23 protein-coding genes are annotated in these 23,075 nt (G+C 72.4%); 4 read left to right on the forward strand and 19 right to left on the reverse strand.

All coding sequences use genetic code 11. The features are described 5' to 3' along the window. Positions 1 to 55: 55 nt before the first annotated feature. The 12 genes from QWJ13_RS02955 to QWJ13_RS03010 form a co-directional block, all read right to left on the reverse strand. Complete coding sequence (locus QWJ13_RS02955) at positions 56 to 880, reverse strand: MetQ/NlpA family ABC transporter substrate-binding protein (RefSeq protein WP_316520266.1); 825 nt, start codon at positions 878 to 880, stop codon at positions 56 to 58. Between the two features lie 57 nt (positions 881 to 937). Beyond that, entirely contained in the window at positions 938 to 1,675 is a 738-nt protein-coding gene (locus tag QWJ13_RS02960) for a methionine ABC transporter permease (protein ID WP_316520267.1), read from the reverse strand. Beyond that, positions 1,672 to 2,712: a methionine ABC transporter ATP-binding protein gene (locus QWJ13_RS02965; RefSeq protein ID WP_316520268.1), complete on the reverse strand. Its 1,041-nt coding sequence runs from the start codon at positions 2,710 to 2,712 to the stop codon at positions 1,672 to 1,674. The genes QWJ13_RS02960 and QWJ13_RS02965 overlap by 4 nt, the downstream gene beginning before the upstream one ends. Before the next feature lie 548 nt (positions 2,713 to 3,260). Further along, positions 3,261 to 3,761, reverse strand: coding sequence for a GNAT family N-acetyltransferase (locus QWJ13_RS02970; protein WP_316520269.1), 501 nt, complete (start codon positions 3,759 to 3,761; stop codon positions 3,261 to 3,263). 195 nt (positions 3,762 to 3,956) lie between these two features. Further along, positions 3,957 to 4,214, reverse strand: coding sequence for a winged helix-turn-helix domain-containing protein (locus QWJ13_RS02975; RefSeq protein ID WP_316520270.1), 258 nt, complete (start codon positions 4,212 to 4,214; stop codon positions 3,957 to 3,959). A 108-nt stretch (positions 4,215 to 4,322) separates the two neighbouring features. Next, positions 4,323 to 5,750, reverse strand: a complete 1,428-nt coding sequence (argH, locus tag QWJ13_RS02980) for an argininosuccinate lyase (RefSeq protein ID WP_316520271.1) — start codon at positions 5,748 to 5,750, stop codon at positions 4,323 to 4,325. Between the two features lie 127 nt (positions 5,751 to 5,877). After that, entirely contained in the window at positions 5,878 to 6,426 is a 549-nt protein-coding gene (locus QWJ13_RS02985; protein WP_316520272.1) for an arginine repressor, read from the reverse strand. Between the two features lie 23 nt (positions 6,427 to 6,449). Beyond that, positions 6,450 to 7,655, reverse strand: a complete 1,206-nt coding sequence (locus QWJ13_RS02990) for an acetylornithine transaminase (RefSeq protein ID WP_316520273.1) — start codon at positions 7,653 to 7,655, stop codon at positions 6,450 to 6,452. After that, positions 7,652 to 8,584, reverse strand: coding sequence for an acetylglutamate kinase (gene argB, locus QWJ13_RS02995; protein ID WP_316520274.1), 933 nt, complete (start codon positions 8,582 to 8,584; stop codon positions 7,652 to 7,654). Before argB ends, QWJ13_RS02990 begins: the two co-directional genes overlap by 4 nt. A 30-nt stretch (positions 8,585 to 8,614) precedes the next feature. Next, positions 8,615 to 9,787 (reverse strand): bifunctional glutamate N-acetyltransferase/amino-acid acetyltransferase ArgJ, encoded by a 1,173-nt coding sequence (argJ, locus tag QWJ13_RS03000; protein ID WP_316520275.1) that lies wholly within the window; start codon positions 9,785 to 9,787, stop codon positions 8,615 to 8,617. Then, a complete protein-coding gene (argC, locus tag QWJ13_RS03005; RefSeq protein WP_316520276.1) occupies positions 9,784 to 10,812 on the reverse strand; it encodes an N-acetyl-gamma-glutamyl-phosphate reductase in 1,029 nt (342 codons plus the stop codon). Before argC ends, argJ begins: the two co-directional genes overlap by 4 nt. A gap of 140 nt (positions 10,813 to 10,952) precedes the next feature. Next, positions 10,953 to 12,152, reverse strand: a complete 1,200-nt coding sequence (locus QWJ13_RS03010; RefSeq protein WP_316520277.1) for a methyltransferase — start codon at positions 12,150 to 12,152, stop codon at positions 10,953 to 10,955. Between the two features lie 81 nt (positions 12,153 to 12,233). On the opposite strand from QWJ13_RS03010, the gene QWJ13_RS03015 reads away from it, so the two are divergent. After that, positions 12,234 to 12,659: a VOC family protein gene (locus tag QWJ13_RS03015; RefSeq protein ID WP_316520278.1), complete on the forward strand. Its 426-nt coding sequence runs from the start codon at positions 12,234 to 12,236 to the stop codon at positions 12,657 to 12,659. Then, positions 12,652 to 13,026, forward strand: a complete 375-nt coding sequence (locus tag QWJ13_RS03020) for an RNA-binding S4 domain-containing protein (RefSeq protein WP_316520279.1) — start codon at positions 12,652 to 12,654, stop codon at positions 13,024 to 13,026. Before QWJ13_RS03015 ends, QWJ13_RS03020 begins: the two co-directional genes overlap by 8 nt. A gap of 14 nt (positions 13,027 to 13,040) precedes the next feature. Here QWJ13_RS03020 and QWJ13_RS03025 read toward each other — a convergent pair whose 3' ends face one another. Genes QWJ13_RS03025 through QWJ13_RS03035 form a run of 3 tightly spaced genes read right to left on the reverse strand, consistent with a single transcriptional unit; the run spans position 13,041 to position 15,089 of the window. After that, positions 13,041 to 13,547 carry an FBP domain-containing protein gene (locus QWJ13_RS03025; RefSeq protein ID WP_316520280.1) on the reverse strand — a complete coding sequence of 169 codons (507 nt, stop codon included), beginning with the start codon at positions 13,545 to 13,547 and terminating at the stop codon, positions 13,041 to 13,043. A gap of 54 nt (positions 13,548 to 13,601) precedes the next feature. Next, positions 13,602 to 14,153 carry an HDIG domain-containing metalloprotein gene (locus QWJ13_RS03030; RefSeq protein ID WP_316520281.1) on the reverse strand — a complete coding sequence of 184 codons (552 nt, stop codon included), beginning with the start codon at positions 14,151 to 14,153 and terminating at the stop codon, positions 13,602 to 13,604. A 54-nt stretch (positions 14,154 to 14,207) separates the two neighbouring features. After that, positions 14,208 to 15,089 carry an SAM-dependent methyltransferase gene (locus tag QWJ13_RS03035; RefSeq protein WP_316520282.1) on the reverse strand — a complete coding sequence of 294 codons (882 nt, stop codon included), beginning with the start codon at positions 15,087 to 15,089 and terminating at the stop codon, positions 14,208 to 14,210. Positions 15,090 to 15,300: 211 nt separating this feature from the next. Here QWJ13_RS03035 and QWJ13_RS03040 point away from each other — a divergent pair, with 211 nt between their 5' ends. Further along, the gene (locus tag QWJ13_RS03040; protein WP_316520283.1) at positions 15,301 to 16,197 is read left to right on the forward strand and encodes a polysaccharide deacetylase family protein; all 897 of its coding nucleotides are present in this window, start codon (positions 15,301 to 15,303) and stop codon (positions 16,195 to 16,197) included. An 18-nt stretch (positions 16,198 to 16,215) separates the two neighbouring features. On the opposite strand, the gene QWJ13_RS03045 is transcribed toward QWJ13_RS03040, so the two are convergent. After that, entirely contained in the window at positions 16,216 to 17,034 is an 819-nt protein-coding gene (locus QWJ13_RS03045) for an SDR family NAD(P)-dependent oxidoreductase (protein WP_316520284.1), read from the reverse strand. 293 nt (positions 17,035 to 17,327) lie between these two features. Between QWJ13_RS03045 and QWJ13_RS03050 the strand changes: the two genes are divergently transcribed. Then, entirely contained in the window at positions 17,328 to 18,197 is an 870-nt protein-coding gene (locus QWJ13_RS03050; RefSeq protein ID WP_316520285.1) for a 3-hydroxybutyryl-CoA dehydrogenase, read from the forward strand. 61 nt (positions 18,198 to 18,258) lie between these two features. On the opposite strand, the gene QWJ13_RS03055 is transcribed toward QWJ13_RS03050, so the two are convergent. The 3 genes from QWJ13_RS03055 to pheS form a co-directional block, all read right to left on the reverse strand. Next, a complete protein-coding gene (locus tag QWJ13_RS03055; protein WP_316520286.1) occupies positions 18,259 to 19,098 on the reverse strand; it encodes a chitosanase in 840 nt (279 codons plus the stop codon). A 265-nt stretch (positions 19,099 to 19,363) separates the two neighbouring features. Beyond that, positions 19,364 to 21,865, reverse strand: coding sequence for a phenylalanine--tRNA ligase subunit beta (gene pheT / locus QWJ13_RS03060; protein WP_316520287.1), 2,502 nt, complete (start codon positions 21,863 to 21,865; stop codon positions 19,364 to 19,366). Further along, positions 21,865 to 22,986 (reverse strand): phenylalanine--tRNA ligase subunit alpha, encoded by a 1,122-nt coding sequence (pheS, locus tag QWJ13_RS03065; protein ID WP_316520288.1) that lies wholly within the window; start codon positions 22,984 to 22,986, stop codon positions 21,865 to 21,867. The genes pheT and pheS overlap by 1 nt, the downstream gene beginning before the upstream one ends. Positions 22,987 to 23,075 lie beyond the last annotated feature (89 nt).

Raw genomic sequence — 23,075 nt, forward strand, 5'->3', positions numbered from 1 at the left:
CGCTCGTGTTCGGCGGGGGCCCGGTCGGGGGTCGGGCTGTGGTGCGGGGAGCGCCTCAGGAGGCCGGGATGACCGCGCCGTCGAAGGTGTCGGCGATGTACTTCTTGACCTCGTCGGAGTGCAGCAGCTCCTCCAGCTTCTTCACCCGCGGGTCGTTCTCCTTGCCCTTCTTCACGACCAGGATGTTGGCGTACGGGTTGTTCTCGGCCTTCTCCAGCACCAGGGCGTCGCTGGTCGGCTTCAGGTTGGCCTGGATCGCGAAGTTGCTGTTGATGACGGCGGCGTCCAGGTCGGCGTAGGAGCGGGGCAGCTGGGCAGCCTCCAGCTCCTTCCACTTGAGGTTCTTCGGGTTGGACGTGACGTCGGCCGGGGTGGCGGCGGTGCCGGCGCCGTCCTTGAGGGTGATGAGCTTGTTGTCGGCGAGCAGCTTGAGCGCGCGGCCCTCGTTGGTGGCGTCGTTGGGCAGGCCGACGGTGGCGCCGTCCGGCAGGTCGGCGAGCGACTTGACCTTCTTGGAGTAGGCGCCCAGCGGCTCCAGGTGGACGTTCTCGACCGAGACGAGGTCGGTGCCGTTCTTCTTGTTGAAGTCCTCCAGGTACGGCAGGTGCTGGAAGTAGTTGGCGTCGGCCGAACCGTCCTGCACCGCCGTGTTGGGGGTCACGTAGTCGGTGACCTCCTTGATGTCGAGCTTGAGGCCCGCCTTCTCCGCGAGGTTGTCCTTGACGAACTTCAGGATCTGCGCGTGCGGCGTGGGGGTCGCCGCGATCTTGAGCGGCGCGTTCGGGTCCGAGGAGGAGGACCCGGAGCTGCCGCAGGCGGCGAGCGAGAGGGCGACGCCGGCGGTGGCGAGGATGCTGGTGAACTTCAGAACGTTGCGCACGAAAAGTGCCTTTCTGCGTGGAACGGGGAGCCGCGTCCGGGGTCGGACGAGGGAGGTCTAGGGGGCGACGAGTTCCTTGTCGCCGGTGGCGGTGGCGGCGGGGCGCGGGCGCAGCAGGCGGGTGCGTCCGCCGCCGAGGCCGCGGCCGGCCAGTCGGCGCACGGCGTAGTCGCCGGCCAGCTGGATCACGGTGACGATGACCGCGATCTCCGCCACGATGATCCACATGAAGGTGGTCTCGAACCGCAGGTAGCCGTACCGGTAGGCGAGGTCGCCGAGGCCGCCGCCGCCGACCGTGCCGGCCATCGCGGAGTAGCCGATCAGGGCGATGACCGTGGTGGTGACGGAGGCCACGATGCCGGGGAGGGCCTCGGGGACGAGCACCTTGCGCACCAGCGTCCAGGTGCCGCCGCCCATCGCGTGGACGGCCTCGACCAGGCCGCGGTCGACCTCACGGATGGAGGTCTCGACCAGCCGGGCGAAGAACGGGATCGCGCCGACGGTCAGCGGGACGGTGGCCGCCTGCCAGCCGAGGGAGTTGCCGGTCACCCAGCGAGTGAAGGAGATCAGCGCGATCATCAGGATGATGAACGGCATCGAGCGCGTGAGGTTCACGATCGCGCCGAGCACCTTGTTCACCGGCTGGTTCTGGAGCACTCCGCCCTTGGCGGTGAGCACCAGCAGCACGCCGAGGGGCAGTCCGAGGAGGACGGTGCACAGGGTCGACAGGCCGACCATCTGGAGCGTCTCCTGGGTGGCGGGCCACATCAGCTCCTGCATCTGGTCCCAGGTCATGCCACCGCTCCGTTCGTCGCGCCGATGCCGTTGGTGTCGAGGACGTCCACCTGGAGGCCCTGTTCGCGCAGGAAGCCGATCGGCACCACGTTGTCCTGGTGGCTGCCGGGCAGCTCGACCCGCATCCGGCCGACCTGGCGGCCGGCGATGGTCTCCACCGCGGCGCCGAGGATGTTGATGTCGACCTGGTAGGTGCGGGCGAGCTGGGAGACGAAGGGCTGGGCCGAGGTGTCGCCCTGGAAGGTGATCTCCAGCACGGTGGAGCCGCTGCGGCCGGTGCCGAACTCGCCGAGCGGGAACAGCTCGTGGGCCAGTTCCGAGCCGGTCCGGGACAGCAGGTCGGTGAGCTCGCCGGACTCGACCACCCGGCCCCCGCGCATCAGGGCGGCGGAGTCGCAGACGGACTTGATGACGTCCATCTCGTGGGTGATCAGCAGGACGGTGAGGCCCAGCTGCTGGTTGAGCTCGCGCAGCAGCTTGAGGATCGAGCGGGTGGTCTCCGGGTCGAGCGCCGAGGTGGCCTCGTCGGAGAGCAGCACCTTGGGGTCGCCGGCCAGCGCCCGGGCGATGCCGACGCGCTGCTTCTGGCCGCCGGAGAGCTGCTGGGGGTAGCTGCGGGCCTTGTCGCCGAGGCCGACCAGGTCGAGCAGTTCGGCGGCCTTGCGGCGGCGCTCGGTGCGGTCCAGTCCGATGATCTCCAGCGGGAGTTCGACGTTCTGCTGGACGGTCCGCGAGGAGAGCAGGTTGAAGTGCTGGAAGACCATGCCGATCCGGCGGCGGGCCTCGCGCAGCTCCTTGCCGGCCCGGTTCTCGCCGCCGGGCAGCGCGGTCAGCTCGACGCCGTCCACGGTGACCGTGCCGGAGGTCGGGCGCTCCAGCATGTTCACGCAGCGGATGAGGGTGGACTTGCCGGCACCGCTGGTGCCGACGACTCCGTAGACCTCGCCCGGGCGGACGTGCAGGTCGACGCCGGCGAGGGCGGTCACCTCGCGGCCTCGGGAACGGTAGACCTTTGTCAGGTCCGTGGTGGTGATCACAGCGGCTTTCCGTAAGTCGGGGGCGCGCGGCATGGGTCGACCGTCCGACCGGTGTTCGCGGCCGGCGGCGACGTCATGGCGCTGCGCCAGGGGGGATCCGGACCTGTCGTCCCTCGGTCACGGCCGTGGCCCGGTGGGGCCGCGCGGCGGCGTGGCCCTGTGGAGGCACGGCGCCCACGGGTGGGCGGGCACGTCAAGGGAACGGGTACGGGAGGAGGGGCACGCTCACACGGGCGGGAGCGGCACCGGAGTCTCGCTTCGGGGCGCGAGGAGGAGGCACCCTCGAAGGGGCGCCGGGGGCGATGACCCTCAGCAGTGACACATTCGACGACACATGGCACGCTCACCTGCCGGCAGGGTGCCGGTGGGGGTCCAGTTCGTCGTCGCAGTCATGTGAGCCAGTAAAACAGATCGGCCCAACTCCGCCCAACTCTTTTGCCGGATCTGTCCGCAATGCGGACGTCCGACGCTCTGACCAGCATGGATATGACTCGGCGCCGCCACCGTCCGTCCGGATGGTGGCGGCGCCGCGAAACGCGCGGGGGAGCTCAGGCCGTCGCGGCGAGCGGCGTCTCGGCGTCCTTCTCCAGGTGGACGACGCTCAGCCGGCTGCTGATCTGCTCGACCCGGGTCTGGTGGTACCCCTGTCGAGCGTACAGGCGCAGGTTGCCGAGGCTGCGGTGGCCGGTGAACAGCTGGTAGGCGTGGACCGGGCCGTCCTGGGCCAGCCGGAGCTCCAGGGCGTCCAGCAGCCGCCCGCCGAGGCCGTGGCGCTGCATCCGCGGATGGACGACCAGGCGCCCTATCCGGCCGACGCCGTCGGCGCCGATGTGGCCGCGGACGGTGCCGACCACCTCGTCGCCCAGCCGGGCGACCAGGAAGTGCTGCTCGGACAGTTCGGCGCGCAAGCTCTCCAGGCTCTGCGTCAGGGGCTCGATCGCCCAGTCGCCGTACAGCTCGGCCTCGGGCTGGTAGCCGAGGTACTGGAGCTTGAGGATCTGCTCCGCGTCCTCGGCCTCAGCGGCCGAGATGATCACGCTCATGCCCATGTGGAGGGGCCTCCCCAGTCGTCGTGCTCGGCGCGCAGAGGGTGGCGCGCGCTCACGCTCAGTATCCGAGCGATCGCGCCACCGTCAAGAGCCGCGTTCGCCAGCGCTCTACCCGGGTGTCAGCTCCGCTCAACCTTCGGGGGCGCAGACGTGAGGAGGGTCACCCCGTGATCCGGCGGGCCGTACGGGCTCCGCTCAGGGGTAGCGCTCCGAGTGGAGCAGCATCCGCAGGCAGGCCAGGCAGCGGGAGCGGGTGGGGCCGATCGAGCCACGCGGTATGCCGAGCCGCTCGGAGAGCTCGCGGTAGGTGGGCGGCGGGTCCTCGGCGAGGGCGGCGATCAGCTGCGGGCAGCGGCCGGGCAGGGCGGCGACGGTCTCGCGGACCACGCGGCGGCGGCGTTCGGCGAGGTAGACGTCCTCGGCGGAGGGGACGGGCGGGAGGGTGGCGCACACACCGTGGATGACGGTCCGGGGCGGGGCCGGTTACGCCCGGGCCGGGGCGCGGACACCGCAGGGGCGCGACGGTCGGACCGCCGCGCCCCTCTCACGCCGCACCAGGGGTCAGCGCTTATCGGCCCACTCCTGCTGCCGCGCCAGGTCCGCCTTCACCTCGGCGAGCTGGACCGCGACCGCCGAGGGGGCGGTGCCGCCGCGCCCGTTGCGGGAGGCGATGGCGCCGTGGACGCTGAGCACCGAACGCACCTCGGGCGTCAGGTGTCCGGAGATCGCGGCGAACTGCTCGTCCGTCAGGTCGGACAGCTCGATGCCCTGCGCCTCGCAGACCTTGACGCAGGCTCCGGCGACCTCGTGCGCGACCCGGAACGGCACGCCCTGCTTGACCAGCCACTCGGCGATGTCGGTGGCGAGCGAGAACCCGGCCGGGGCCAGCTCCTCCAGCCGCTCCCGGTGCACGGTGAGGGTGGCCATCATCCCGGTGAACGCGGGCAGCAGCACCTCCAGGGTGTCGCAGGAGTCGAACACCGGCTCCTTGTCCTCCTGGAGGTCCCGGTTGTACGCGAGCGGCAGTGCCTTGAGGGTGGCGAGCAGGCCGGTCAGGTTGCCGATCAGCCGGCCGGACTTGCCGCGGGCCAGCTCGGCGATGTCCGGGTTCTTCTTCTGCGGCATGATCGAGGAGCCGGTGGAGAAGGCGTCGTGCAGCGTGATGAAGCCGAACTCCTTGGTGTTCCAGATGATCACCTCCTCCGCGATCCGGGAGAGGTTGATCCCGATCATCGCCGTCACGAAGGCGAACTCGGCGACGAAGTCGCGCGAGGCGGTGCCGTCGATGGAGTTGCCGACCGAGCCGCCCTCGAAGCCGAGGTCGGCGGCGACGGCCCGCGGGTCGAGGCCGAGCGAGGAGCCGGCCAGCGCCCCGGAGCCGTACGGCGAGACGGCGGTGCGGGCGTCCCACTGGCGCAGCCGCTCGGCGTCCCGGCCGAGGGCCTGCACGTGCGCGAGGACGTGGTGGGCGAAGAGCACCGGCTGGGCGTGCTGGAGGTGGGTGCGGCCCGGCATCGCGGTGTCCGGGTGCGCCTCGGCGAGGCCGACCAGGGCCTGCTGGAGGTCGACCAGCAGGCTGCCGATGATCTTCGCGTGGTCCCGCAGGTACATCCGGAACAGGGTGGCGATCTGGTCGTTGCGCGAGCGCCCGGCCCGCAGCTTGCCGCCGAGGTCGGGGCCGAGGCGCTCCAGCAGACCGCGCTCCAGGGCGGTGTGCACGTCCTCGTCGGCGACGGTGCCGGTGAAGGTGCCCGCCTCGACGTCGGCGAGCAGCTGGTCCAGGCCGGCCAGCATCCCGGCCAGCTCCTCGTCGGAGAGCAGTCCGGCCTTGTGCAGGACCCGGGCGTGGGCCTTGGAGCCGGCGATGTCGTACGGCGCGAGGCGCCAGTCGAAGTGGACCGAGGCCGAGAGCTTGGCCAGCGCCTCGGACGGGCCGTCGGCGAAGCGCGCGCCCCAGAGGCGGACGTCGGCGGACTGCTGGGCGGTCATCGCTGGCTCCTTCACACATGTGCAGTAGGTGGCATAAGTATGCACTACTCCGTATGGAACACAAAACCCCGGCCGACGGGGAATCCGTCGGCCGGGGTCGGGGCCTGTCGTGAAGCGGGTTCGGGTCCTACTGCGCCTTGGCCTGGGCCAGTTGCATCAGGTGGTCGGCGAGCGCCTGGCCGCCGGCCGGGTCGCGGCTGATCAGCAGGACCGTGTCGTCGCCGGCGATGGTGCCGATGATCTCGAACACCTCGGCCTGGTCGATCGAGGAGGCCAGGAACTGGGCGGCGCCCGGCGGGGTGCGCAGCACCACCAGGTTGCCGGAGGCCGTCGCGGAGACCATCAGCTCGCCGGCCAGCCGGGCCATCCGGCCCTCGCTGGCCGACTCCCCCATCGGCGCCCGGGGGGTGCGGTCGCCGCCCTCGGCCGGGACGGCGTAGATCAGCGCGCCGTCCCGGTTGCGGATCTTGACCGCGCCCAGCTCGTCCAGATCCCGGGAGAGGGTGGCCTGGGTGACCACGAGTCCGTCGTCGGCGAGCAGCTTGGCGAGCTGGCTCTGCGAACGCACGGGCTGGCGGGTGAGCAGGTCCACGATCCGCCGATGGCGCGCGGTGCGGGTCTGCGGGACCTGCGGCGTCGGGCCGGTGGCGGATACGTCGGGGTTGGATGCGGTCATGTGATTATTCTCCCGGACAACGGTCAGCTCGCATCGGCCGGGGCGCTTTCGCGCACCGTCCGGAGGATGCCCGGCAGCGCGGCCAGGAAGGCGTCCGCCTCCTGCTCGGTCAGCACCAGCGGCGGGGTCAGCCGGACGGCGTCCGCGACGGCCGCGTTGACCAGGAAGCCCGCCTCCTGGGCGGCGGCCTGGACCTTGCCCGCGACCGGCTGGGTGAGCACGATGCCGAGCAGCAGGCCGGCGCCGCGCACATGCGAGACCAGCGGGTCGCCGAGCGCCTCGACGCCGCCGCGCAGCCGCTCGCCGATCTTCTGGGCGTGCTCCAGCAGGCCCTCGGACTCGATGGTGTCCAGCACCGCGAGGCCGGCCGCGGCGGCCACCGGGTTGCCGCCGAAGGTGGTGCCGTGCTGGCCCGGGGTGAGCAGCTCGGCGGCCTCGCCGAAGGCCAGGACGGCGCCCATCGGCAGGCCGCCGCCGAGCGCCTTGGCCAGGGTGACGACGTCCGGCTCGACGCCCTCCTCGGCCTGGTGGGCGAACCAGTGGCCGGTGCGGCCGACGCCGGTCTGGATCTCGTCCAGGACCAGCAGGGTGCCGGTGGCCCGGGTGATCTCGCGGGCGGCCTTCAGGTAGCCGGCGGGCAGCGGGACGGCGCCGTTCTCGCCCTGGATCGGCTCCAGGAAGACGGCGGCGGTCTCCGTGGTGACGGCCGCGCGCAGTGCCTCGACGTCGCCGAACGGGACGTGGGTGACGTCGCCGGGCAGCGGCTGGAACGGGTCCCGCTTGCCGGGCTGGCCGGTGAGCGCCAGGGCGCCCATGGTCCGGCCGTGGAAGCCGCCCTGGAGGGCGACCAGGTGGGTACGGCCGGTGCGCCGGCTGATCTTGAAGGCGGCCTCGTTGGCCTCGGCGCCGGAGTTGCAGAAGAACACCCGGCCGCCGGTGCGGCCGTCCAGCTTCAGCAGCCGTTCGGCGAGGGCGATGGTGGGCTCGGCCATGAAGAGGTTGGAGACGTGGCCGAGGGTGGCGATCTGCTTGCCGACCGCCTCGACGACGGCCGGGTGGGCGGTGCCCAGGGCGTTGACCGCGATGCCGCCCAGCAGGTCGGTGTACTCCTTGCCGTCGGCGTCCCAGAGCTTGCAGCCCTCCCCGCGCACCAGCGGGATGCGGGGGGTGCCGTAGTTGTCGGTGAAGGAGTGCTGCCAGCGCTCGGCGAACTGCTCGTTGTGGGTCATGCCAGTCCCCCTGTCACGGTCGATTCGTCGCCCGGCACGACCATCGTGCCGATGCCCTCGTCGGTGAAGATCTCCAGCAGCAGGCTGTGCTGGACCCGGCCGTCCAGCACGCGGGCGGTACCCACGCCGGAGCGGACGGCGCGCAGGCAGCCCTCCATCTTGGGGAGCATGCCGCTGGCCAGATCGGGCAGCAGCTCTTCCAGCTCGTTCGCGGTGAGCTGGCTGATCACGTCGTCGGAGTTCGGCCAGTCCTTGTAGAGGCCCTCGACGTCGGTGAGGACGACGAGCATCTCGGCGCCGAGCGCGACCGCCAGCGCGGCGGCGGCGGTGTCGGCGTTGATGTTGTAGACGTGGCCGTCGGCGCCGCGGGCGATCGAGGAGATGACGGGGATGCGGCCGTCGGCGATCAGCGCCTTCACCGCGCCGGCCTCGATGTTGACGATGTCACCGACCAGACCGATGTCGACCTGCTCGCCGTCCACCACCGCGTAGCGCTTGACCGCCGTCATGGTGTGGGCGTCCTCGCCGGTCATGCCGACCGCGAAAGGCCCGTGCTCGTTGAGCAGGCCGACCAGTTCGCGCTGCACCTGGCCGGCCAGCACCATCCGGACCACGTCCATGGTCTCCGGGGTGGTCACCCGCAGGCCGTTGGTGAAGCTCGACTCCAGCCCCAGCTTTTCGAGTTGGGCGCTGATCTGGGGGCCGCCGCCGTGCACCACGACGGGGTGCAGACCGGCGTAGCGCAGGAAGACGACGTCCTGGGCGAACGCGGACTTGAGGCTCTCGTCGACCATGGCGTTGCCGCCGAACTTGATGACGACGGTCTTGCCGTGGAAGCGCTCCAGCCACGGCAGGGCCTCGATCAGCGTCAGGGCCTTGGGCAGCGCGGTGTTGTTGCGGGCCTGTTCGCCCTTGGGTGCGATCTGCACGGTTTCCGGTGTCCTTGTCGGATCGTCGGCTCAGGTGGAGTAGGCGCTGTTCTCGTGAACGTAGTCGGCCGTCAGGTCGTTGGTCCACAGCGTGGCGCTCGCCGTACCGGCGTTGAGGTGCGCGGTGATGACCACCTCGCGGCCCTTCATGTCCACCAGGTCGCGGTCCTCGCCGACGCCACCGGCCTTGCAGACCCAGACGCCGTTGATGGCGACGTCCAGCTCGTTCGGGTCGAAGGCGGCGGAGGTGGTGCCGATCGCGGCCAGCACCCGGCCCCAGTTGGGGTCCTCCCCGTGGATGGCGCACTTGAGCAGGTTGTTGCGGCTGATCGTCCGGGCGACCTCGACCGCCTCGTCCTCGGTGGCGGCACCGGTGACGTCGATCCGGATCTCCTTGCCGGCGCCCTCTGCGTCGCCGATCAGCTGGCGGGCCAGGTCGGCGCTGACCGTGCGGACGGCCTCGGCGAACTCGTCCCGCTCCGGGGCGATGCCGGAGGCGGCGGAGGCGAGCAGCAGCACGGTGTCGTTGGTCGACATGCAGCCGTCGGAGTCGATCCGGTCGAAGGTGGTGCGGGTGGCGCCGCGCAGCGCGGCGTCCAGGGCGGCGGCGTCCAGGTCCGCGTCGGTGGTGAGGACGACCAGCATGGTGGCGAGGCTGGGGGCGAGCATGCCCGCGCCCTTGGCCATGCCGCCGACCGTCCAGCCGGCCGGGCTGGTGTACTGGGCGGTCTTGTGCACGGTGTCGGTGGTCTTGATGGCGATCGCGGCGGCCTCGCCGCCGGCCTCGCCGAGCTCGCCCGCGGCCGCGGTGATCCCGGGCAGCAGCAGGTCCATCGGCAGCCGTACGCCGATCAGGCCGGTGGAGGCGACGGCGACCTCACCCGCGTTCAGGCCCAGCTCCGCGGCGGCCTTCTCCGCGGTGGCGTGGGTGTCCTGGAAGCCGAGCGGGCCGGTGCAGGCGTTGGCGCCACCGGAGTTGAGGACGACGGCGGAGACCCGGCCGCCCTTGAGCACCTGCTCGGACCAGAGCACCGGCGCGGCCTTGACCCGGTTCGCGGTGAACACGCCGGCGGCGGCGAGCGAGGGGCCGTCGTTGACCACCAGGGCCAGGTCGGGGGTGCCGGAGGCCTTGATGCCGGCGGTCACCCCGGCGGCGCGGAAGCCCTTGGCGGCGGTCACTCCGACGTTGGTGGGCTGGCTCACGGTGCGACTCCGTTCAGGGGCAGGCCGAGCTCCTCGGGCAGGCCCAGTGCGATGTTCATGCTCTGCACCGCGCCACCGGCGGTGCCCTTGACCAGGTTGTCGATCGCGCTGATCGCGATGATCCGCCCGACGGCGGGGTCCAGGGCGACCTGGACCAGGGCGGTGTTGGCGCCGTAGACGCTGCTGGTCTGCGGCCACTGCCCCTCGGGCAGCAGGTGGACGAAGGGCTCGTCCGCGTACGCCTCGGTGTAGGCGGCGCGCAGGCTCTGGGCCGTCACCCCGGGCTTGGCCTTGGCCGAGCAGGTGGCGAGGATGCCGCGCGGCATCGGGACGAGGGTGGGGGTGAAGGAGACGCTGACCGGCTCGCCCGCGAGCGGGCTGAGGTTCTGCGCCATCTCCGGGGTGTGCCGGTGGACGCCGCCGACGCCGTACGGGCTGACGCTGCCCATCACCTCGCTGCCCAGCAGGTGCGGCTTGGCGGCCTTGCCGGCGCCGGAGGTGCCGGAGGCGGCGACCACGACGGCCTCCGGCTCGGCGAGCCGCGCGGCGTACGCGGGGAACAGCGCCAGGGAGACGGCCGTCGGGTAGCAGCCCGGTACGGCGATCCGGTTGCTGCCCTTCAACGCGTTGCGGTGGCCGGGGAGTTCGGGCAGGCCGTAGGGCCAGGTGCCGGCGTGCGCGGAACCGTAGAACTGCTCCCAGTCGGCGGCGGCCTTGAGCCGGAAGTCGGCCCCGCAGTCGATCACCAGGACGTTCGGGCCGAGCTCCTCGGCGACGGCGGCGGACTGGCCGTGCGGCAGCGCCAGGAACACCACGTCGTGGTCGGCCAGCACCTCGGGGGTGGTGGGCTCCAGGACGCGGTCGGCGAGCGGCAGGAGGTGCGGCTGGAGCGCGCCCAACCTGGTGCCCGCGTTCGAGCCGCCGGTCAGCGCCCCGATCTCCACCTCCGGGTGGCCGAGCAGCAGGCGCAGCACCTCGCCGCCCGCGTATCCGCTTGCGCCGGCGACGGCGACTCGCAATGCCATGGCGTTCCTCCTTGGTCTCGGCATGAATATACGCGCGACAGAAAATTCATGCAAGGAGTTTGTGTCGGACCCGGTCGGGGCGAGGGGCCTCCCCGGCCGGGGCGAGGGACCTCCCGGGCCGGGGGCGGGGGCCTCCCCGGTCAGCGCTTGACGGCCCGCAGCACCACGAACTTGGGGTTCCCGGCCACGAGTCGGCAGTTGCCGAAGAGGCGGCGCAGCTTGACGTGGTACCCGAGGTGGCGGTTGCCGACCACCCAGAGTTCCCCGCCGGGCCGCAGCGCCCGCTTGGCGCCGGTGAACATCCGCCAGGAGGTGGCGTCGGTGGTCGCCTGGTGGGAGTGGAACGGCGGGTTGTTGAGCACCAGGTCCACCGAGCCGGGCGCGACCGTGTCCGCGGCCAGGGCGTCGGCGGTCAGGAACTCGGCCGGGGCGTCCGGGCCCAGGTTGAGGCGGAAGGTCTCCTCGGCGGAGGCCACCGCCTGATGCGACTCGTCCACGAACACCAGCTCGGCGCCGGGCCCGGCCAGCGCGGCGGCCGTACCGACCACGCCGTTGCCGCAGCCGAGGTCCACCACCCGGGCGCCGGGGGCGGGGGTGGGCAGGTGGGCCAGGAAGAAGCGGGTGCCGATGTCGAGCCGGTCGGCGCAGAAGGTGCCCGCGTGGTTGACCACCGTACGGCCGGAGGCGGGGCCGATGTCCGACGGCAGCGCGTAGCGGTGCGGCCACGGGTTGGGGCCGGGGGTGAGCGCCGGGTCGGGGGTGCAGAACACCAGCCGGGCCTTGCGGACGGCCAGCGAGGTGCGGGTCGGACCGAGGATGCGCTCGAACAGCCGGAGGGTGGAGGTGTGGATCTCGGTGACCATGCCGGTGCCGACCACCACGGTGCCGGCGTGGACGGCCGGGGCGAGCCGGTGCAGCTGGTCCTCCAGCAGGGCCAGGCTCTTGGGGATGCGCACCAGCAGGACGTCGATCCGCTCCGGCGGGGCGTCCCGGGTGGTGCGCAGCCGGGCCTCGTCGACCTCGGCGCCGGCCCGGGCCAGGTTGGCCAGGGTCGCCTGCCGACCGAGGTGGGAGTCGGTGATCTGCACCGGGCGGAACTCGGCGAGCGCGGTGGTCAGCGCGCCCCAGCGGTCGCCGAGGACGGCCACCGTACGGCCGGCCAGCTCCGTCGCGGCTCCGGCCGCGCTGTCCGTCTCCCCGGCGAGGTGTCGCAGCAGGTACTCGTCGGCGGCGTCCCAGGCCCGCAGCCGCTCGCGCGGGTCGGCGGGGAAGCGGGTGAGGTCGAAGGTGCCCCACGGGGTGGAGAAGTGGGGCGCGGCGGGCGTGGTCTGGGGATTCATCGTCTTCTCAGGCTATCCGACGGCTCCCTGCGGCGATTACGGACGGATACTGGAAGAGCCCGACCGAGAGGGGTGAGGGCGATGGAGTGGAAACTCGAAGTCGTGGTGGTCCCGGTATCGGACGTGGACCGCGCGAAGCTCTTCTACGAGGAGCAGGTCGGGTTCACCGTCGACCACGACACCCGGCTGCGCGACGGGATCCGCGTTGTCCAGCTGACTCCCCCGGGTTCGCCCTGTTCGATCGTGGTCGGCAAGGGCGTGATCGACGCGCCGCCGGGCTCGGTCAAGGGGCTCCAACTGGTGGTGCCCGACATCGAGAAGGCGCACGCCGAACTGAAGGCGCGGGGCGTGCAGGTCAGCCCGGTCCAGCACTTCGTGGCGGGGGGCCGGGTGGACGGGCACGGCGAGGCGTGGAACAACTTCGTCTTCTTCAACGACCCGGACGGCAACGGCTGGGCGGTCCAGGAGGTGCCGTCCGCCGTTTCGGTAGGCTCCGGGAATGGCTGAACACGAGGGAAGCGTACGGGTGGACAGCTGGATCTGGTCGGTCCGGCTGGTCAAGACGCGGGCGCTGGCGGCGGCCGCCTGCCGCGCCGGGCACGTCCGGGTGAACGGCGAACGGGCCAAGCCCGCCCAGGCGCTGAAGCCCGGGGACGAGGTCCGGATCCGCGAGGAGGGGTACGAGCGGATCGTGGTGGTGCGGCAGCTGATCCGCAAGCGGGTCGGCGCCGTGGCGGCGGCGGAGTGCCTGGTCGACAACAGCCCGCCGCGGCCGGCGCGCGAGTTCGTCGCGGCGGCCGGGGTGCGCGACCGCGGGGCCGGGCGCCCCACCAAGCGGGAGCGCCGCGACCTGGACCAGCTGCGCGGGCACTGAGAGCCGCCGGGCCGTTACACCCCGGCGGTGGCGAGCACCTTGGCGAGGAAGCCGCCGAGGTTGCCCACCGTCCGGTCGATCTGCTGCTCCAGCGGCAGGGACTCGTCGGGCCGGGTGACCAGGGTGGACTTCTTCAGCCCCCGCACGTAGAGCGAGCAGGCCAGGTCGGCGCAGATGTACGTCCCGACCGTGTTGCCCTCGCGCCCGGCCGCCCCGGCCCGGCGGGCGGCGAGCAGCGCGACCCCCGACCCGGCGTGCGCGGTGATGCACAGCGAGCACACGTTGGTCTTGGTCAGGCTGCGCCGGATCACCGACGAGCGCAGCGTCACGCCGACCGGCTCGCCCCCGTACGGCGCCACCAGGTACGCCCGGTCGGGTGCGCCCTGGTCCCGCCAGCCGAGGAAGTCCAGGCTCTCCCAGGGCAGTTCGGCCAGGCCCCGGGGCAGGTTGAGCCGGCGGGCCTCGCCCTTGGAGCAGTTGACGAAGGACGCGCGGATCTCGTTCTCGCTCAGGGGTTCCATGCTGCGGAAGCTAGCACTGGGGCGCCCGCCGTGTCGCGCCGTTTTCGCCCGGTCTCAGCCCGTACGGACCGGGTGGGCGGCCTGGACGGCGAGCCGGCGCGGGGCGTCCTCGCCGATGGCGGTGAGCAGGTCGTCCAGGGCGAGGAAGGCCTCCCAGCGCTCCCGTCCGGTGGCGGCGGCGAGCCGGTCGACCACGAGGTCCTCCAGGTCCCGGACCCGCTTGTTCTTCCAGGCCTTGTCGGCGAGGCTGACCAGCAGTTCCTCCACGGTGACACCGGGTTCGCCCCAGCTCGCGTGACTGCGGGCGAAGCGGGCGAGGTGCTCGGGGACGCCGTGGGAGCGCAGCAGGGCGTGGCCGGCCGCCTCGTGCCGGGAGCCCGGCCCGGAGAGCTCCTCGGGGTGGGCGGTCTTGCCGATGTCGTGGGTGGCGGCGCCGTACCGGACGGCCTCGCGGTCGAAGGCCAGGCCCTCGCCGGCGCAGAACTCGGCTATCCGCTCGGCCACTTCACCCACCAGCGCGAGGTGGGCGACGAGCCGGGGCGGGGCGTCCAGGGCGCGCAGCAGGTCGGCGACGTCGGGGGGCAGCGGCGGCAGGGTGGTGGTCACGCCGCAGGCTACCCGCGGTCCGGTCCCGGCGGCACCGGGACCGGACCTGAAGGTCTAGTTCTTGAAGGCGACGCCGGCGTACGCCGAGACGTCCTGCCAGCCCTCGGGGAGCGCGGCGGTCGGGACGTGGCCCGCGGTGGGGCGCCAGAGCGGGAGCTGGACGAGCCCGGGGCCGACGAACTCGAAGTCACCGAAGAACGGCTCGACGCCGGCCCGGGGGCGCAGCACCAGCGGGGCGCTGGCGCCGCGGTAGATGCGGGTGCCCTCGGCGGCGCTCTCCCGGGAGGCGAAGTCGGGGCTGCCGTGGGAGAGGATCAGCGCGCTGCCCGGGGCGAGCGCGTCGCGCAGGGTGCGGACGATCTGCTGCGCGCCGTCCTCGTCGCGGATGAAGTGGAGGACGGCGACCAGCATCAGCGCGACCGGTTGGCCGAGGTCGATGGCTCCGGCCAGCCCCGGGTGGGCGAGGATCGCGGCCGGGTCGCGCAGGTCGGCCTCGATCACCGAGGTGTGCCCGGCCGGGTGGCTCCCCAGCAGGGCGCGGGCGTGGGTGGCGACGATCGGGTCGTTGTCCACGTACACCACCCGGGCGTCCGGGGCGACCCGCTGGGCGACCTCGTTGGTGGAGCCGACCGCCGGGATGCCGGTGCCGATGTCGACGAACTGGCGCACGCCGCGGCTCGCCACGAACTCGACGGCGCGGCCGAGGAACTGCCGGTTGGTGCGGGCCAGCAGCGGCAGCGCGGGGTAGGCGGTTATCGCGGCCTGGGCGGCCATGCGGTCGGCCTCGAAGTGGTCCTTGCCGCCGAGGTAGTAGTCGTACATCCGGGCGGTGTGCGGGACGCCGGTGTCCAGTTCCTTCGGCGGCTGCCAGTCGTCGGTTCCGGGCCAGTCCCACTCCATGTCCGTCCCCCCGATGGCCTCGCTGTCCTCGTACATCCGTCCGCCCCCCATGCGCGAATGCCGGAGGAATCCGGCGATTGCCTGTCAACTCTCGGTGCGCGGCGATCGTATCCAAGGACACACGGGGGAAACAGCGGAAGTTCGGGTTTACGCAACAAACCGGTGGCGGAGTGTGTGCACGTCAAGAAAGGTGCGGACGGCCGTTCCGGATCGCCCGCCGGGACCGTCCTCTCTATGCTGGCTGCCGATGACTGCCGACCGCCGCACCGTACTGCGCGCCACCGCCCGACTCGCCGCCCTCGCCGCCACCGGCGGCCTGCTCACCGCCTGCGGCACCGGCACCCCCCGCCGGGCCGACCCGGGGGCGTTCGCCGCGCACCCCGGCACCGTGGACCCGCAGCACACCACGGACCCGGCGTGGAGCGGCGGCGAGGGCCCGGCCTCCGCCGCGCCCGCCACCCCGGCGGAGCCCCAGCCCGACGCGGAGGCGACCGCGGCCACCGCGCCGCCGACCCCGCCGGCGCTGCCGCCGCTCGCGCCCGGCACCCCGGTCGAGGTCGCGTACGGGCCGCGCACCGGCAAGAACGTGGCACTCACCGTCCACGGCAGCGGGGACCCGAAGCTGGCCACCGCCCTGCTGGAGATCGCCGAGCAGCGCGGCGCCAAGCTGACCGTGATGGCCGTCGGCAGCTGGCTCGACCAGCAGCCGCAGATGGCCCGGCGGATCCTGGACGGCGGCCACGAGCTGGGCAACCACACCCAGAACCACCTCAACATCTCCGCCATGACGCCGGACCAGGCGCGCGCCGAGATCGCCCAGTGCGCGGAGCGCCTCCAGCGGCTCACCGGCTCGATCGGCCGCTGGTTCCGGCCGTCCGCCGCCCAGTACGCCACGCCGATGGTGCGCGAGCAGGCCAAGGCGGTCGGATACGAGCACGTGCTGTCCTTCGACGTCGACCCGCGCGACTACAACGACCCGTCGGCGGCCGAGCTGCAACGCCGGGTGCTGAACTCGGTGCGCGGCGGCTCGGTGGTGGCGCTGCACATGGGCCACCAGTGCACGGTGGACGCGCTGCCCGCCATCCTGGACGGCCTGGCCAAGGCGGGGCTGAAGCCGGTGACCGCCAGCCAGCTCTGCGCCTGAACGGCCCGGACGGTCCGGTCAGACCATCGGGTCGTCGTCCTTGTACGGCCGCAGCCGCAGCGTCCGGGCGTCCGCGGCGCGGATCGCGTCGGCCCGGTTGACCAGCTCCTCCAGGTCGTCCCGGCCGGCGTGGATGAACCGCCCGTGCAGCGCGTCGAAGCGGCCGCGGGCGGCGTCCACGGTGACCGCGACCACGTACGCCATCGAACCCCAGCTCTTGGTGTCCCGGAACCTCGGCATCCCGGCGGTCATGTCGGTGGCCACCGCGCCCGGACTGATGTCCAGGACGACGACGCCGTTGCGGGCGAGCGAGTCCGCCATGTTGTCGGAGAGCTTGAGCAGCGCGGCCTTGGACGTGGCGTACGCGGTGTAGTTGCCCTCCGGGCGCAGCGCGAAGCCGGAGTTGAGGTTGATCACCCGGCCGCGCCGCCGGGCGACCATGCCGGGCAGTACGCAGCGCAGCAGGTTGTAGGGGCCGCGCAGGTTGGTCTCGATCACCTGCCACCACTGGTTGGCGTCGGTCTCCCAGAGCGGCACCTCCGCGCGGTCGACCAGGCCGGCGTTGTTGACCAGCAGATCGATCGCCCCGAGGTCGCGCTCGACCACCCGGACCGCCTCGCGCACCGAGCCGGGGCGGGTGACGTCGGCGGTGACGGCGACGCCGCGAGAGCCGCGTTTGACGCACTCCTTGAGGGTGTCGGTCAGCGTCTCGTGGGTGCGGCCGACCAGGCCGACGGCCATCCCCTCGGCGGCCAGGCCGATGGCGATCTCCCGGCCGATGCCCCGGCCGGCGCCGGTGACCAGGGCGGCCTGTCCCGCCAGCGATCCCGTCGACACCCTGTGCTCCCTTCCGCGCCCCCTGCCGCCCCCGGCCCTGTCTGCGGCATTCTGTCCGCCGCCGGGCGACACCGGGCCCCGGGCACACGGGTGGTGGTCGTCGCCTCACTCGTTCGGGTGAGGCCGAGCACTGGCACCCTGCCGGGGAGGGGGTGACCTACTGGCCAGTACGGAGTAGTAACGTCGTCGGGACGGTGTCCGGTGCACCCATTCCGGTACACCGGCCCGTTGACCAGCAGCTCGCTGGGCCACCAGTAGCTGGGCGATCCCCAGCACCACCGAAGGGCAACTGAGTGAGTGACATCGCGCGCGTCGGAGTGATCGGCTGCGGCCTGATGGGGTCGGGCATCGCCGAGGTCTTCGCCCGGGCCGGGCTGGACGTCCTGGTGGCGGAGGCCAGCGGTGAGGCGCTGGAGTTCGGCCGCACCCGGCTGACCAACTCCCTGGACACGGCGGTCAAGCGGGGCAAGCTGACCCCCGAGCAGCGGGACGAGGCGCTGGGCCGGCTGTCCTTCACCGTCGAGCTGTCCGACTTCGCCGACCGCGACCTGGTGGTCGAGGCCGTGGCCGAGCGCGAGGACATCAAGGTCAAGATCTTCGAGACCCTGGACCGGGTGGTCGAGCGCCGTGACGCGATCCTGGCCTCCAACACCTCCTCGATCCCGATCGTGAAGCTGGCCGCCGCCACCAGCCGCCCGGAGCAGGTCATCGGCCTGCACTTCTTCAACCCGGCGCCGGTGCAGAAGCTGGTCGAGGTCATCCCGACCCTGACCACCTCGGCGACCACCACCGAGCGGGTCGAGGCCTTCGCCTCCCAGGTGCTCGGCAAGGAGCCGATCCGCGCCCGCGACCGGGCCGGCTTCGTGGTGAACGCGCTGCTGGTGCCGTACCTGCTGTCCGCGGTGCGGATGTTCGAGTCGGGCGTGGCCACCGCCTCCGACATCGACAAGGGCATGGAGGCCGGCTGCGCCCACCCGATGGGCCCGCTGCGGCTGTGCGACCTGATCGGCCTGGACACCATCGTCTCGATCGCCGAGTCGATGTACGACGAGTACAAGGAGCCGCTGTACGCCGCTCCCCCGCTGCTCTCCCGGATGGTCGACGCCGGCCTGCTGGGCCGCAAGTCCGGCCGCGGCTTCTACGACTACACCGCGAGCGCCTGACACCGACGGCGGGGCCCGGCGGCTGTGAACCAGCCACCGGGCCCCGCTTTTTGACGTCGCGTCAGCTGTTGATGGCGTAGCTGTCGCCGTAGACCTTCCACTTCAGCGGCGGGTTGAGGTCGAAGTTCTTGGCGTTGAGGAAGACCAGCTGCTCGGTGTCCACCCGGCTGGTGTCGGAGTGGGCCTCCTCCTTCTTCATGACCACCTTGCGGGCGTCCAGGAAGGCCTTGAGGTAGGTGACCTCGTCGCCGCCCTGGGCCGGGGTCTTGGCCTTCTTCATGGCCGCCGCGCGGATGCCGCCGAAGCTGTCCGAGCTGGTGCCCGGGCCGTGCATGACGATGGCGTCGTAGTAGGCGAACTGGCCGAGCGCGCGCAGGCCGTCGGCCTTGGCCTGGTTGACGGCGGGGTTGAAGTACACCCGGTCGCGCTCGTCGTTCTGGGCCTTCTGGAAGACGGTGTCCTGGGCGGCGGTGGCCCAGTCCTTCTCGAACGCGGAGCCGAGGCCGGAGTGCGACTCGGTGCCGTTGACCTTCTTCAGGGCCGGCAGGTACTTGGCCAGGACGTTGCCGGGCTTGAGGTCGGTGTAGTGCTGGACGAGGTCCAGCATGTCACCGGTGCCGGAGCAGAAGCCGATGATGCCGGCCGTGTAGCCCCGGCCGTCCTTGATGTCCTCGATGTACTTGTACTGGGCCTTCCAGTCCAGCGACGAGTTCTCCGCGCTGGACACCAGCTGCATCGCGATGTCCTTCTTGTGCGGGTCGTCCAGCCCGACTCCCTGGAGCTGGACGGCGGCCGTCGACGGGGCGGCCTGGGCCGCCGAGGTGGCCGCGACGGTCAGGGGCGCGGCCACCAGGGCGGCGGCGAGGGCGATGCGGAGGGCACGACGGGGCTGAGGGCGCATGGGACGCTCCGATTCCTCGATGGGTTAGGAAACTTTCCTAACAAGAAGAAGGAAAGCCCGCCCGCCCGCACTCCCGCAAGGGTTTTGACAGAACCTCTTCAAGAAAACTTCGAAACCGCAGGTCACCGCAGCCGAATTGACGCTCCGTCAGTTCACCCGGCGACGCGCCCGCCGGCCACCGTGCGACGCGGCACCACCCCGGCCACGGAAAGGGCCCCGCCCCGGACACGTGGTCCGGGGCGGGGCCCTCTCAGGCGCTGCCGGGTCAGGCGCCGCGCAGCACCGCGCCGGTGCGGGCGACGGCCTCGGCGACGGCCGCCTCACGGGCGGCGGTGGCCTCGTCGGCGGTCAGCGTGCGGTCGACGGCGCGGAAGCGCAGCGCGTACGCCAGCGACTTCTTGCCCTCGCCGACCTGCTCGCCGGTGAACACGTCGAACAGCCGGATGGCCTCCAGCAGTTCGCCCGCGCCGGCCCGCAGCGCGGCCTCGACGTCGGCGGCCGGGACGGCGGTGTCGACGATCAGCGCGACGTCCTGGGTCGCCACCGGGAAGCCGGAGACGGTCGGGCCGCTGACCCGCTCGGCGCCGTCGGCGGTGAGCAGGTCGACGTCGATCTCCATCGCGGCGGTGCGGGCCGGCAGCCCGAGCGCCTTGACCACCCGCGGGTGCAGCTCACCGGCGTGGCCGACCACCCGGTCGGTGCCGGCCACCAGCAGCTCGGCGCAGCGGCCCGGGTGCCAGGGGGCCAGCTGCCCCTGGCGCACGGTCAGCTCGATGCCGGCCGCGCGGGCCACCGTACGGGCCGCCTCGACGGCGTCCGCCCAGGAGGCCTGGGCGCCCTTGCCCCACCAGCCCGACGGCAGCCGCTCGCCCGCGAGGGCGACGGCGATCCGGCGCGGCTGGTCCGGCAGCGCGGCGTCCAGCTCGGCCAGCTCCTCGGCGCTGGGCCGGTGGTCGACGGCCGGACGCGGAGCCACGCTCAGCTCGTCCTTGGGCAGGAAGACGGTGCCGGTCTCGAAGACCGCCAGGTCGGTGTTGCCCCGGCCGACGTTGCGGCGCAGCGCGCCGAGCAGGCCCGGCAGCAGCGTGGTGCGCAGCGCCGGCTCCTCGTCGTTCAGCGGGTTGACCAGCTTCACCGTGCGGCGACGCCGGTCGTCCGCCTCCAGGCCGAGCGCCTCGAAGGCGGGCTCGCCGAGGAACGGGTAGTTGTTGACCTCGACGTAGCCGGCCGCGGCCAGCGCGACGCCGATCCGGCGGTTCACCCGCTGGGCCTCGGTCAGGCCCTTGCCCGGGGGAACGTTGGGCATCCGGGCGGGGACGTTGTCGTAGCCCTCCAGCCGGATGACCTCCTCGGCGAGGTCGTACGGGTCGGTGAGGTCGGGGCGCCAGGTCGGCGGGGTGACCTCCAGGATGTCGGCGCCGGAGACCGAGCAGCCGACCTCCTGGAGGCGCCGGGTGACGGTCTCGCGGCCGTACACCGTGCCGGCCACCCGGTCGGGCAGGTCGGCGGCGATGGTGATGGTGCGCAGCGGGTGCGGGGCCGCGATGTCGGTGACCCCGGCCTCGGCGGTGCCGCCGGCGATCAGGACCAGCAGGTCGACGGCGCGCTGCGCGGCGGCGCGGGTGGCCTCCGGGTCGACGCCGCGCTCGAAGCGCTTGGACGCCTCGGAGGGCAGCTTGTGCCGCTTGGCGGCGCGGGCGATGGCGACGGCCTCGAAGTGCGCCGCCTCGATGATCACCTCGGTGGTGCCCGGACCGGCGGCCGGGTCGAGGATCTCGGTGGAGGCGCCGCCCATCACGCCGGCCAGGCCGATCGGGCCGCTGTTGTCGCAGATCAGCAGGTCCTCGGCGGAGAGCTTGCGCTCGACGCCGTCCAGGGTGGTGAGGGTCTCGCCCTGCTCGGCCCGGCGGACCGAGATCGGGCCGTCCACGCGCTGCTTGTCGTAGGCGTGCAGCGGCTGGCCGACCTCCAGCATCACGTAGTTGGTGATGTCGACGGTCAGCGAGATCGGGCGGATGCCCGACTTCTGGAGCCGGCGCTGGAGCCAGATCGGCGACTTGGCGTTCGGGTCGACGCCGACGACCGTACGGGCCACGAAGCGGTCGCAGCCGGTCGGGTCGTTGACCTTCACCAGGTAGCCGAAGGAGTTCGCCGGCGGCACGTCGAGCAGCGCCGGGTCGGCCAGCGGCAGCCCGTACGCGGCGGCGGCCTCGCGGGCCACACCGCGCATGGACAGGCAGTAGCCGCGGTCCGGGGTGACGGCGATGTCGAGCACCTCGTCGACCAGCTGGAGCAGCTCGATGGCGTCGGTGCCGGCCTCGTACTCCGGCGGGAGCACGATGATGCCGGCGTGGTCGTCGCCCATGCCCAGCTCGCGGGCGGAGCAGATCATGCCGGCCGAGGTGTGGCCGTAGGTCTTGCGGGCCGCGATCGGGAACGGGCCGGGCAGCACGGCGCCCGGGAGCACGACCACGACCTTGTCGCCGACGGCGAAGTTGGTCGCGCCGCAGACGATCTCCTGCGGCTCGCCGGTGCCGTTGGCGTCGCCGACGTTGACGAAGCAGTGCCGGATCGGCTTCTTGAAGCCGGACAGCTCCTCGATGGAGAGCACCTCGCCGACCACCAGCGGGCCCTTGAGGTCCGCGCCGAGCTGCTCGACGGTCTCGACCTCCAGGCCGGCCCGGACCAGGCGCTCGGCGACGTCACGACCGGTCTCGCCGGCCGGCAGGTCGACGTACTCGCGCAGCCAGGAAAGCGGGACGCGCATCAGATCTCCATCCCGAACGGGAGGGTGAAGCGGACGTCACCCTCGACCATGTCGCGCATGTCGGCGACGTTGTGGCGGTTCATCAGGATTCGCTCCAGGCCCAGGCCGAAGGCGAACCCGCTGTAGCGGTTGGGGTCGACACCGCAGGCGACCAGCACCCGCGGGTTGACCACGCCGCAGCCGCCGAGCTCGATCCAGCCCTCGGAGGAGCAGGTGCGGCACGGCCGGTCGGGGTTGCCGACGCTCTCGCCGCGGCACACGAAGCACTGGAGGTCGATCTCCGCGCTCGGCTCGGTGAACGGGAAGTACGACGGACGCCAGCGCAGCTCCAGGCCGCCGCCGATCAGCTTCTCGACCAGCACCTCGATGGTGCCCTTGAGGTCGGCGAAGGTGATGCCCTCGTCCACCGCGAGGCCCTCGACCTGGCGGAAGACCGGGGTGTGGGTGGCGTCCAGCTCGTCGGTCCGGTAGACCCGGCCGGGGCAGACCACGTAGATGGGGGGCTCGCGGTCGAGCATGGTGCGGGCCTGGACCGGGGAGGTCTGGGTGCGCAGCACCACGCCGGAGTCGGCGGAGCCGTCCGGGGCCTGGACGAAGAAGGTGTCCTGCATCGACCGGGCCGGGTGGTCCGGGCCCAGGTTGAGGGCGTCGAAGTTGAGCCACTCGGCCTCGACCTCGGGGCCCTCGGCGACCTGGTAGCCCATCGCGACGAAGGTGTCCTCGATGCGCTCGGCCATGGTGGTCAGCGGGTGCCGGGCGCCGCGCGGAGCGCGGTCGTACGGCAGCGTGACGTCCACCGCCTCCTCGACCAGCACGCGGGCGTCCCGCTCCGCCTCCAGCTCGGCCTGCCGCTTGGCGAGGGCCTGGTTGACGGCCCCGCGGGCCTGGCCGATCAGCTTTCCGGCGGCCGCCTTGGCGTGCGGGGGCAGGGCGCCGATCTCGCGGTTGGCGAGCGAGAGCGCGGAGCGGTCGCCGGTGTGGGCGACCTTGGCCTGCTTCAGCTCGTCCAGGGAACCGGCGGCGGCGAAGGCGGCGATCGCCTCGTCCCGCGCCTGCTCCACCACCTCGGGCTTCAGGGCCTCGACCTCGACCGGGTCGTACGACTTGTTGGGTGCCGACATCTCTATCTTTCCCGTGCTCCTGCTCGTCCGTGCTCAAGGTCTTTGGGCCATCGCCAAAGGTCGAGTGTAGTCGCAGCCTGTAGCGCCGC

The sequence above is a fragment of the Kitasatospora brasiliensis genome (genome assembly GCF_032654805.1).
In the GTDB taxonomy this organism is placed as follows: domain Bacteria; phylum Actinomycetota; class Actinomycetes; order Streptomycetales; family Streptomycetaceae; genus Kitasatospora; species Kitasatospora brasiliensis.